Annotated in this window: 6 protein-coding genes and 1 pseudogene; all 7 read left to right on the top strand. The window is 68.8% G+C overall.

Annotation, left to right across the window (positions count from 1 at the left end):
* Window positions 1–46 precede the first annotated feature (46 nt).
* The 7 genes and pseudogenes from ACZ4SW_RS11450 (at window position 47) to ACZ4SW_RS11420 (ending at window position 12,329) form a co-directional block, all read left to right on the top strand.
* Window positions 47–1,183, top strand: a complete 1,137-nt coding sequence (locus ACZ4SW_RS11450) for a ricin-type beta-trefoil lectin domain protein (protein WP_468241054.1) — start codon at window positions 47–49, stop codon at window positions 1,181–1,183.
* A 73-nt stretch (window positions 1,184–1,256) separates the two neighbouring features.
* A pseudogene (locus ACZ4SW_RS11445) lies at window positions 1,257–2,732 on the top strand (glycoside hydrolase family 10 protein); the annotation flags it as partial.
* A gap of 282 nt (window positions 2,733–3,014) precedes the next feature.
* Window positions 3,015–4,454, top strand: coding sequence for an arabinofuranosidase catalytic domain-containing protein (locus tag ACZ4SW_RS11440; protein WP_468241052.1), 1,440 nt, complete (start codon window positions 3,015–3,017; stop codon window positions 4,452–4,454).
* A gap of 124 nt (window positions 4,455–4,578) precedes the next feature.
* A complete protein-coding gene (locus ACZ4SW_RS11435; RefSeq protein ID WP_468241050.1) occupies window positions 4,579–6,225 on the top strand; it encodes a glycoside hydrolase family 27 protein in 1,647 nt (548 codons plus the stop codon).
* Between the two features lie 137 nt (window positions 6,226–6,362).
* Window positions 6,363–7,844 carry an arabinofuranosidase catalytic domain-containing protein gene (locus ACZ4SW_RS11430; RefSeq protein ID WP_468241262.1) on the top strand — a complete coding sequence of 494 codons (1,482 nt, stop codon included), beginning with the start codon at window positions 6,363–6,365 and terminating at the stop codon, window positions 7,842–7,844.
* A gap of 112 nt (window positions 7,845–7,956) precedes the next feature.
* Window positions 7,957–9,798 (top strand): RICIN domain-containing protein, encoded by a 1,842-nt coding sequence (locus ACZ4SW_RS11425; RefSeq protein ID WP_468241048.1) that lies wholly within the window; start codon window positions 7,957–7,959, stop codon window positions 9,796–9,798.
* Between the two features lie 122 nt (window positions 9,799–9,920).
* Window positions 9,921–12,329 (top strand): ricin-type beta-trefoil lectin domain protein, encoded by a 2,409-nt coding sequence (locus tag ACZ4SW_RS11420; RefSeq protein WP_468241046.1) that lies wholly within the window; start codon window positions 9,921–9,923, stop codon window positions 12,327–12,329.

Raw genomic sequence — 12,329 nt, 5'->3', positions numbered from 1 at the left:
CGGCCCGTTCACCCCACCCACTGTCCCGCACCAGTGAGGAACGCTGATGAAGAAGTACTCGGCACCCTTGGCCGCGGCGCTGACGGCCGCGCTCGGCATGGGCAGTGCCCTGCCCGCGGCGGCCGCCACCGGCACCGAGGCGCCGCCCGCCGCCGTGCGGGCCGCCGCGCCCGCCACCTTGCGGCTGATGCCGTTGGGCGACTCGATCACCTGGGGCGTCGGCAGCCCGTCCGGGAACGGCTATCGAAGCTTCCTGTGGAACCAGCTGTCGGCCGAGGGGCACGCGCTGGACTTCGTCGGCTCGGGCCGGGCCGGCACCATGTCCGACCCGGACAACGAAGGCCACTCCGGCTGGCGGATCGACCAGATAGCCGGCATCGCGGACAGCGTGCTCGCCCGCTACCGGCCGAACGTGGTCACCCTGGAGATCGGTACCAACGACCTGAACGGCAACTACCAGGTCCCGACCGCGACCGACCGGCTCCGTGCGCTCATCGACCAGATCACCCGCGACGCCCCCGACGCGACCGTCCTCGTCGGCACCCTGATCGTCTCCACCAGCGGCACCGAGGAGGCCAGCCGGTCCGCGTTCAACGCCAAGCTCCCCGGAATTGTCCAGGCCGAGCAGGCTGCCGGCAAGCACGTACGCCTGGTGGACATGAGCGCTGTGACCACCGCGGACCTGTCCGACTCCCTGCACCCCAACGACAACGGCTACCGCAAGATGGCGGACGCCTTCAACGCCGGGGTCCAGGCCGCGGACGCGGCAGGCTGGATCAAGCCGCCGGTTTCCGTGGGCAGTCAGGTGCGCTCCGGGGTCGCGGGGAAGTGCCTGGACGTCAACGGCGGCAACAGCGCCAACGGGACCGCCGCGCAGATCTGGTCCTGCAACGGCTCCGACGCGCAGCAGTGGTCCGCGCGCTCCGACGGCACTCTGCGGGCGCTCGGCAAGTGCCTCGACGCCACGGGTGGTGGTACGGCCAACGGCACCAAGATCGAGATCTGGGACTGCAACGGCGGCACCAACCAGCAGTGGCAGGCGTACAACGGCGGTTACCGCAACCCGGTCTCCGGCCGTTGCCTCGACGACCCCGGTGCGTCCACCACCGACGGTACGCAACTGGTCCTGTGGGACTGCAACGGTGGCGCCAACCAGCAGTGGACCGCTCTGCCGGTCTCCTGAGCCCGTGACCCGACTCCACCGCGGCACCGTCTCGCGGTCGGTGTCTCACCCCCACACAAGGAGAGCGATCTTTATGTTCTGGCTCAATAAGGAGCCCCGTCTTCGCAAGGCCCTGGCCTCGGTCACCGGTTTGACAGCCGGCACGGTACTGGCCCTGGCCGGGGCAGCGGCCCCCGCCGCACATGCGGCTTCCGGCACGCTGGGCGCGGCAGCGGCCGGCAGCGGCCGCTACTTCGGCACGGCCGTGGCGGCCGGAAAGCTCGGCGACCCGACGTACTCCACGATTCTCGACCGGGAATTCAACATGATCACCCCGGAGAACGAGATGAAGTGGGACACCACCGAACCGTCCCGCGGCACCTTCAACTTCGGCCCGGCCGACCAGATCGTCGGCCACGCCACCGCGCACGGGCAGCGGATGCGCGGCCACACCCTGGTGTGGCACTCGCAGCTGCCCGGCTGGGTCAGCGGAATCAGGGACGCGAACACGCTGCGCAGCGTGATGAACAACCACATCACCACGGAGATGACCCACTTCAAGGGCAAGATCTACGCCTGGGACGTGGTCAACGAAGCCTTCGCCGACGGCTCCACCCAGCACCGCAGCTCGGTGTTCCAGGACGTGCTCGGCAACGGCTTCATCGAGGAGGCGTTCCGCACGGCCCGGGCCGCCGACCCCTCGGCCAAGCTCTGCTACAACGACTACAACATCGAGAACTGGACCGACGCCAAGACGCAGGGCGTCTACGCGATGGTCAAGGACTTCAAGTCCCGCGGTGTGCCCATCGACTGCGTCGGCTTCCAGAGCCACTTCGGTGCCGGCGGCCCCCCGTCGAGCTTCCGGACCACCCTGGCCAACTTCGCCGCCCTCGGCGTCGACGTCCAGATCACCGAACTCGACATCGCCCAGGCGTCGCCGACCGCCTACGCCGACACCGTCCAGGCGTGCATGAACGTCGCCCGCTGCACCGGCATCACGGTGTGGGGGATCAGGGACAGCGACTCCTGGCGCAGCGGGGACAATCCGCTGCTGTTCGACCGCAACGGCAACAAGAAGCCGGCCTACGACGCGGTCCTGTCCGCGCTGGGCGGCAGCGCGGGGAACCCGGGGGACCCGGGGGGCATCGTCTCGGGCCAGGTGTATGCGCTGAGCGATGTCGCTGCGGGCCGGGTGTTGGACGCGCCGGCGGGCCAGACGGGGAACGGCACGCCTCTGCAGGTCTGGGACGCCAACGGTTCTGCTGCGAACCAGCAGTGGCGGGCGAGCCAGAACAGTGATGGTTCGTACACGCTGACCAATGTCGGCAGTGGCCGGGTTCTGGACGAGCCGGGTGGTCAGACGGGCAACGGCACGCGGGTGGAGATCTGGGACGCCAACGGTGGTGCGAACCAGCACTGGCGGGCGAGCCGCAACGGCGACGGTTCGTACACCTTGACCAACGTCGCTTCCGGCCGGGTGCTGGAGATCCCCGCCGGGCAGAGTGGCAACGGGGCCCCGGTCCAGATCTGGGACTCCAACGGCGGCGCCAACCAGCACTGGAACTTCAGGTGAGGTGATCGGCGCCGAACCCGCGCTTCGGCCCGGATCACTTCGGGGGCCGGAACGAACCCCGCGCCCGGCACGGCAGCCGTCGCCGGACGCGGGTTTCGGCATGCCGTCACGGAGGGCTGACCAGGCCAGAGACATGGGATGGATCAGTTCGGATTGAGGGAGGTTTGGCTATTGACAGTGTCAGGGGTGCATGGAATCACTATGAACATGGGATGTCTGAGGGTTCTCTGTGGGGGCTTTCGTAGACCACGCTTACCGGCGGTCGCCGCCGTCTGCGTGATGGCACTGCTGAGCATGGTGCTGGCGACCGCGCCGACATGGCCGGCATCGGTGCCGACGGTGACGGCACCCCTGGTGAGCTCGGCCTCAGGGCGGTGTCTGGACGTCAAGGGAAACATCGACACGCCGGGAACGGCGCTCGAGATCTGGGACTGCAACAACCAGGCCAATCAGGCGTTCGAGTTCACGGCGGCGGGTGAGCTGAGGACGATGAGCGGCACCCGGTGCCTGGACACCTACGACAACCGGACGACCCCGGGTACCCCGGTGGTCATCTGGTCGTGTGACGGCCGGCCGAGCCAAATGTGGCGGCAGAACTCCGACGGGTCCGTCACCGGTACCGCATCCGGCCTCTGCCTGGACGTCAACGGGGCGGCCACGGCCAACGGCACTGCGGTCATCCTGTGGACCTGCAACGGCCAGAGCAACCAGAAGTGGAGCACGCCGGCACCTCCGCCTCCGCCTCCGCCCAGTGGGTCGGGCCCGTGCGACATCTACGCCGCGGGCGGTACGCCGTGCGTGGCCGCGCACAGCACGGTGCGGGCGCTCTACCGTTCGTACAACGGCTCCCTGTACCAGGTCAGGCGCTCCTCGGACAACGCGACCAGGGACATCGGCGTCCTGGCGCCCGGCGGTGTCGCCGACGCGGCGGCGCAGGACTCGTTCTGCGCGGGTACCTCGTGCGTGATCACGGTCGTCCGCGACCAGTCCGGGCACGGCAACGACCTGTGGTACCAGGGATCGGCCCAGGTCCCCGGATCGAGTCAGAGTAGCCCCGCGAAGGCGACCTCGGAGTCGCTGACCGCCGGGGGATCCAAGGCCTACTCGCTGTACATCAACCCCGGAAACAGCTACTGGCGGGACGGTCACCTGACGGGCGTGCCGACCGGTGCCGCACCCGAAGGGGCGTACATGGTGACCAGCGGCACCCACGTCAACAGCGGCTGCTGCTTCGACTACGGCAACAGCGAGACGACCAGGAAGGCCGACGCCGCCGGGGCCATGGACGCGATCAACTTCGGCACCGAGTGCTGGTTCGGTGGCTGCTCGGGAAGCGGTCCCTGGGTCCAGGCCGATCTCGAATGGGGCCTGTACTCCGGCGGCAGCCAGTCCTGGAACACCAACCAGCGTGCTTTTCCGAACAAGTTCGTCACCGCGATGCTGAAGAACAACGGGACGTCGAGGTTCGCCCTCAAGGGCGGCAACGCGCAGTCCGGCGCCCTGACCACCCTCTGGGACGGCGGACTTCCCGGCGGATACAGCCCCATGAAGAAACAGGGGGCCATCGTCCTGGGAAGCGGCGGTGACTGCTGCAAGCCCGGCGGCGGCGCCAATCTGAGCGCCGGCACCTTCTACGAAGGAGCCATCGTCGCCGGCTACCCCTCCGACGCGACCGACAACGCGGTGCAGGCCAACATCACCGCGGCCGGGTACCGCTGAAGCCCCTTCGGGCGTGCGGGAGGCGTAGATCCTCCCGCACGCCCGAAGGACCATCACGGGACCTGTCCCGCAGCCCTGCACGTGCTCTCCCACCCCTCGGCCCAGGAGTCGATGACCTATGCCCATGACCACTGCGAGAGCCAGGCGCCTTCGGCCGCTGCACCCGCTGCAGTCCCTGCGCAGGACCCTGGCGCTCACGTTCTCGGCCGTGCTGCTCGCCGTGACCCTCCCCCTCCTCTCCCTCGCTGCGGCGCAGCCGGCCGCCGCGCTCGGCAACGGGCTCGCCCTGACCCCGCAGATGGGATTCAACGACTGGAACGCGTACGGCTGCAATGTCTCCGAGTCGCTGATCAAGTCCACCGCCCAGGCGATGCACACCAACGGCATGCAGGCGGCGGGCTACACGTACGTCAACATCGACGACTGCTGGATGACCCACAACCGCGATTCCGGCGGCCGGCTGGTGCCGGACCCGGCCAAGTTCCCCGACGGCATCAAGGGCACCGCGGACTACGTGCACTCGCTGGGGCTGAAGCTGGGGATCTACGAGGACGCGGGCACCGCGACCTGTGCCGGGTATCCGGGCAGCCTGGGGCACGAGACCACGGACGCGCAGTCGTTCGCGTCCTGGGGCGTGGACTACCTGAAGTACGACAACTGCAACAACACCGGGGTGCCGGCGCGCACCCGGTACACCGCGATGCGGGACGCCCTTGCGGCAACCGGCCGGCCGATCCTGTTCAGCCTGTGCAACTGGGGCCAGGAGAACGTGTGGACCTGGGGCGCGGACGTGGGCAACAGCTGGCGCACGACCGGGGACATCACCGCCGACTACTCCAGCATGCTGTCGATCTTCCACAGCAACGTGGGACTGGCCTCCTACGCCGGCCCCGGCCACTGGAACGACCCCGACATGCTGGAGGTCGGCAACGGCTCACTGACGGCCACCGAGAGCCGCAGCGAGTTCAGCCTGTGGGCGGAGATGGCCGCGCCGCTGATCGCGGGCACCAACATCCCGTCGGCCAGTGCGGCCACCTTGTCCGTCCTGACCAACTCCCGGGTGATCGCGGTCGACCAGGACCCCCTGGGCAAGCAGGGCACCATGGTGTCGTCCTCGGGCGGCCTGGACGTGCTGGCCAAGCCGCTCGCCAACGGGGACGTGTCGGTGGCGCTGTTCAACGAGACGGGCTCGACGGCGACCATCACCACCACCGCGGCCGCGATCGGGAAGACCGGGGCGTCCACCTATACCCTGACCGACCTGTGGTCGGGGGCGTCCTCGACCACCTCGGGCACCATCAGCGCCTCCGTGCCGGCGCACGGCACGGTGATGTACCGGGTCGCGGGCGGCACCAGCAGCGGTGGCGGCACCAGCGTGACCGGTGAGCTGCACGCGGTGGGGGCGGGCAAGTGCCTGGACGTACCGAACTCGACCACGACCGCCGGCACCCAGGTGGAGATCTGGAGCTGCAACGGCGGGGCCAACCAGACATGGACGCACACCACCTCCAACCAGCTGACCGTCTACTCCGGCAGCAGCCAGATGTGCCTGGACGCCTACAACAACCAGACCACCCCCGGGACGAAGGTGGAGATCTGGCCGTGCAACGGCCAGACCAACCAGCAGTGGACGCTGAACTCCGACGGCACGATCACCGGCGTCCAGTCCCACCTGTGCCTGGACGTCACCGGAGCGGCCACGGCTGACGGAGCCCTCGCCGAGCTGTGGACCTGCAACGGCAGCAGCAGCCAGCGGTGGACGCTGGGATGAGTCCCCCCTCCCGTCGGCCACCGGCAGCTTCGGTGCCGCCGTGCGGCGGCACCGCCACAGAGGAGGTCTCCTTGCTCGGATCAGCAACCGATCGCCGGCGAAGGCGATTCCCGGCCGTGCTCCTGATCGCCCTGGCGATGGCCCTGGCCGCGTTCGGCGCACCGGCATTCGCCACATCCTCGCAGACCGGCACGGCCGCCGCCGTTCACTCGGCGGCCCTGTCGGCGAACGCCTCCGCGGCCGACGCGTCGCTCCCGTGCGACATCTACGCCGCGGGCGGCACGCCGTGCGTGACGGCGCACTCCACCACCAGAGCGCTCTTCGCGTCGTACAACGGGCCGCTGTACCGGATCCAGCGGGCCTCTGACCACAGCTACCGCGACATCGGAGTGCTCAGCGCGGGCGGCTACGCAGACGGCGCCTCCCAGGTGTCGTTCTGTTCGGGCACGTCGTGCACGATCACGAAGATCTACGACCAGACCGCCAGGCACAACGATCTGCCGATCTCCTGGGGCGGCTACTGGAAGGGCCCCGGACCCAACGGTTCCGACGTCGGGGCGGACGCCATGGCCCTTCCGGTGACGTTGGCCGGCCACCAGGTCTTCGGAGTCAAGGTCACCCCGGGCGTCGGCTACCGGCTCGACCACGCGAGCGGCGTGGCCACCGGCTCCCAGCCCGAAGGCATCTACATGGTGACGTCGTCGAACTACACCAACCAGTGGTGCTGCTTCGACTACGGCAGCGGCGAGAACTCCCACACCGACACGGGTAACGCCACCATGAACGCCATCTACTGGGGCAACGCCTGCTGGTTCAACGGATGTACCGGCAGCGGGCCGTGGGTCGAGGCCGACCTCGAGAACGGCATGTACCACACCAACACGGGCTCCAACCATGATCCCAACAACCCCGGAGTGCACTACCCCTTCGTCAGCGCCTGGGAGAAGAACAACGGCACCAGCAACTTCACTCTCAAATACGGCAACGCCACCAGCGGCGGCCTGACCACCACCTTCTCCGGCCCCCTGCCGAACGGCTACTCACCGATGAAGGTCGACAGCTCAGTCCTGCTCGGCACCGGGGGCGACAACAGCAACTCGGGACAAGGCGAGTTCTTCGAGGGCGCGATGACGGCGGGGTACCCCTCCGACGCCACCGAGAACGCCGTGCAGGCCGGCATCACCGCCGCCGGCTACGGGACGGGAGGCGGTGGTGGCCCGAGCACGACGGGTGCGCTGCACGCGGTGGGTGCGGGCAGGTGTCTGGAGGTGCCGGGCGCGTCCACGACGCCGGGGACGCAGACACAGATCCGGGACTGCTCGGGCGGGGCGAACCAGACCTGGTCCCAGACCGCCTCCGGCCGGCTCACCGTGTACTCCGGCAGCAGCCAGATGTGCCTGGACGCCTCGAACCAGGGCACCAGCCCCGGCACCAAGGCCATCACCTGGCCCTGCAACGGCCAGACCAACCAGCAGTGGAACCTCAACGCCAACGGCACCGTCACCAGCGCCCAGTCCGGCCTGTGCCTGGACGTGACAGGCGCCGCCACCGCCAACGGCAGCCCCGTTGAACTGTGGACCTGCAACGGCGGATCCAACCAGCAATGGTCGCTGAACTGACCCCGTGAGCGACCCGCACCCAACGCCGGGGCGGCACCCGACGGCCGCCCCGGCGTGTCACCGCGCCGTACCGCCCACGCAGCGCAGCGGCGCCGAACCGCAGGAGGACCGGATGAGGACGAGAGGAAGACCCGGCCGTCTGGCACTGATGGCCGGCATCGTCCTGGCGCTCGTGCTGCCGCTGCTGTCGACGACCACGAGCCGGGCCGCCTCGGGCGAGTCGCTCAGCGTGAACCTGGCGTCGACGCGGGGGCCGTCGACCGGCGTGGGGGAGGGGTTCCTCTACGGCATCACCGAAGACGGCAGCCAGCCGGCGGACCAGTTCATCCAGCCACTGGGACTCAACGCGTTCCGCGGCGGCGGATGGTTCTCCGGCGGCTGGATCAGGGACGGCTACAAGGACGGCCCGGCCACCCGTGCCGACGTCGATTCCATCATCGCGCAGGCGAAACGGCTCACCCGGCCGCCTTATCACGCGCAGTACCAGGTACTGGTCAGCGACATCTACGGCGCGAACGGCGGCCAGCCGTCGAACACGACGTACCCGTGCGACAACGGCGACTGCTCCAACTGGATCAGCTTCATCGACTCCACGGTGGGAGCACTGCAGGCCTCGGGGCTGACGTTCGCCTACGACATCTGGAACGAGCCGGACATCTCCGTCTTCTGGACCCGGGGTGTGAACAGCGCCCAGTACTTCCGGATGTGGGACACCGCCTACCGGGAGATCCGGCGCATCGCCCCCGGGGCGCAGATCGTGGGGCCGTCGCTCGCGTTCAACCCGCAGCACAACCCGGGTGAATGGCAGACCTGGCTCGCGCACGTGAAGGCGGCCGGGACAGTGCCGGACATGATCACCAACCACAACGAGGGCGATGTCGACGACCCGGTCACCGTCGCGCAGACCCTCGACAGCGACCTGACCGCTGCGGGTATCGGTCCGCTGCCGCTGTCCTCGAACGAGTACCAGCCGGCCGACCGGCAGACCGCCGGGGTGACAGCGTGGTACCTGGCGCGGTTCGCGCAGTCCGGGTACACCAACGCGATGCGCGGCAACTGGGTGTGCTGCGTCACCCCGAACCTGACCGGAGTCCTGACCCAGAGCGGGGGCAGTTGGCAGCCGACCGGCAACTGGTGGGCGCTTCGGGACTACGCCGACATGACCGGCACCCTCGTGGACACTTCGGGCCAGGTCGGCTCGACGGCGATCTCGGCCTCCGAGGACTCCACCGCCAAGCGCGCGGTGGCGGTCATCGGAGACTCGAACGGGTACACCGGCGCCGCGTCCGTGACCTTCAACGGGCTGTCGTCCGTACCCTGGCTGGCGAACGCCGGCAGCGTGCACGTCACCGTGCATCGCATCCCGGACCAGGCGCCGCTCGCCGCCCCGCAGATCGTGTTCGACCAGAACGTGAGCACCTCGGGCGGCTCGATCACCGTGCCGTTCACGTTCCAGGCCTCGCACGACGCGTTCGCCGTTTATCTGACACCGGCCTCGTCCGGTGGTGGTGGCGGTGGGGGCTTCCCGGACGGCTATCACCAACTCGTCGTCGCCAGCGACAACTTGTGCCTGGACGTGTACGGAAACTCCGGCAGCGCGGGCGCCGCGATCGACCAGTGGACCTGCAACGGGCAGGGCAACCAGCAGTTCCAGTTCGTGCCGGCCTCGGGCGGCTACGGCGAACTGCGCGCCCAGAGCTCAGGGCAGGACGTGGCGGTCGCCGGCAGCTCCACGGCGGCAGGCACCCCGGACATCGTCCAACAGGCCCCCGGCGCAACGGCCAACGGCCTCTGGCTGCCCGTGCGGCAGTCCGACGGCTCCTACGCGTTCCAGAACCGGAACAGCGGTCTGTGCCTGGACGTCTACGGCGCCGGCAGCAACGCAGGTCAGCAACTGGACCAGTGGCCGTGCAAGAACGGGCCCGGCACCAACCAGGACTTCGTCCTGCGCTGACCACAGCCCCACGGACGCAACCCCGTGGTCATGACCACCACGAACAGCACAGCCCTCGGGCCCTGTGGCCGGACCCAGCACACCGGCCATGGGACACCTCCGACCTGCGAAAGGAACCCACCGTGTCAGCATTCGTACGGTTGTTCCGGCGTGTACGCGCCTCGACGGCCGTGCTCGCGGGCCTCGTCCTGGCCGCCGGCGGCGTCGTGGGCACGGCCGCCGCGCCGGCCCATGCCGCCACCTCCATCACGATCAACGGCGCGTCCGGCGGCCGGACCTTCGACGGCGTCGGCGCGATCAGCGGCGGCGGCGGCAACAGCAGACTCCTGGTCGACTATCCCGAGCCCGAACGCGGCCAGATCCTGGACTACCTGTTCCGGCCCGGCTACGGCGCCTCCCTCCAGATCCTCAAGGCCGAGATCGGCGGTGACACCAACTCCACCTCGGGGGCCGAGCCGAGTCACCAGCACACCCGGTCCGACCTCAACTGCAACCGGGGCTACGAATGGTGGCTGATGGAGCAGGCCAAAGCGCGCAACCCGGACATCAAGCTGTACGGGCTCGCCTGGGGCGCCCCCGGCTGGATCGGCGGCGGGAACTTCTGGTCCACCGACATGATCAACTATCTGCTCTCGTGGCTGGGCTGCGCCAAACAGCATGGATTGAGCATCGACTACCTCGGCGGATGGAACGAGAGAGGCTACAACATCTCCTGGTACGAGCAGCTGCGCAGCGCGCTCAACACCAACGGCTACGGCAACATCAAGATCGTCGCAGCCGACTCGGACTGGAACGTGGCGAACGACATCGACTCCAACCCGGCGTTCGCCGCCGCGGTGAACGTCATCGGCACGCACTACCCCTGCGGCTACCGGTCGTCCCAGTCCAACTGCTCGGTGCCGTCGGCCGCGACATCGTCCGGCAAGACGCTGTGGGCGAGCGAGAACGGCTCCGACGACTACAACGCGGGAGCGCCGGCCGTGGCCCGCGGCATCAACCGCGGTTATATCGACGGCCGGATGACCGCGTACCTCAACTGGCCGGTGGTCGCCGCGATCACGCCGAACCTGCCGTACCCCACCATGGGTCTCGCCCTGGCCTCGCAGCCGTGGTCCGGCCACTACGCGATCGGCAAGAACGCCTGGGTGATGGCGCAGACCAGCCAGTTCACCGCCCCGGGGTGGAAGTACCTCGACGCCTCCAGCGGCTACATCGGCGGCAACCGGAACAACGGCAGCTATGTCTCACTGAAGTCGACGAACAACTCCGACTATTCCACGGTCATCGAGACGATGGACGCCGGCAGCCCCCAGACGCTGAACTTCAATGTCACCGGGGGACTGTCCACCGGAACCGTCCACGTCTGGTCGACCGACGTCAACTCAAGCAACCCGGCCGACTACTTCGTGCACTCCACGGACATCACCCCGTCCGGCGGCGGTTTCAGCCTGACCGTGCAGCCCCATCGCGTCTACACCCTGACCACCACGACCGGACAGGGCAAGGGCACCGCCACCGGTCCCGCCCAGGGCACGATGAGCCTGCCGTACAGCGACTCCTTCGACGGCTACGCCACCGGCACCGAGGCGAAGTACCTCATGGACTGGCAGGGTGCCTTCGAGGCGGTGGGCTGCGGCGGAGGCCGCAGCGGCACGTGCGTGCGCCAGATGAGCCCGCAGAAACCGATCACCTGGGACGCGCTGTCCGATCCGCACGCCCTGCTCGGTGACGTGAGCTGGAGCAACTACACCGTTTCGTCCGACGTGATGCTCGAACAGCCGGGATACGCCGAGCTGATCGGCCGTGCCAACGCACAGGACTACAGCAGCACGGGAGGACTGAACGCCTACCACCTGCGGGTGAGCGACACCGGAGCCTGGTCGATCCTGAACTCGAACACCAACGGAAACGTCTCCACCCTGGCCCACGGCACGACCACGGGACTGGGCACCAACCGGTGGCACACTCTGGCCCTCACCTTCTCCGGCACCACCGTCACCGCAGTCATCGACGGCTTCACGGTCGGTTCCGTGAACGACCGCACCTGGGCCGGCGGCCAGGCCGGCTACGCGACCAGCCAGGGTGAGACGGCGCAGTTCGACAACCTCTCCATCACCCCCGGCAGCGGCGGAAGCGGCGGCGGCACGATCGGCGCGATCGTCGGGGTCGGCTCCGGCCGGTGCGTGGACGTGCCGAACCAGTCGCAGACGTCCGGTACCCAGGTGGAGTTGTGGGACTGCAACGGCGGCAGCAACCAGCAGTGGACCAGTACCCCGACCGGTGAGCTGCGGGTGTACGGCGGCGACTGCCTGGACGCCGCAGGCCAGGGCACCAGCCCCGGCACCAAGGTGGACATCTGGACCTGCAACGGCGGCAGCAACCAGAAGTGGACGATCAACGCCGACGGCACGATCACCAGTGCCCAGTCCGGCCTGTGCCTGGACGCCACGGGCGCGGGAACGGCCAACGGCACCTTGCTGGAGCTGTGGACCTGCAACGGCAGCAGCAACCAGAAGTGGACGCGCAGTTGA

Source organism: Streptomyces sp. NPDC028331, assembly GCF_055565775.1.
This window is presented reverse-complemented; position numbering and strand designations above follow the sequence as displayed.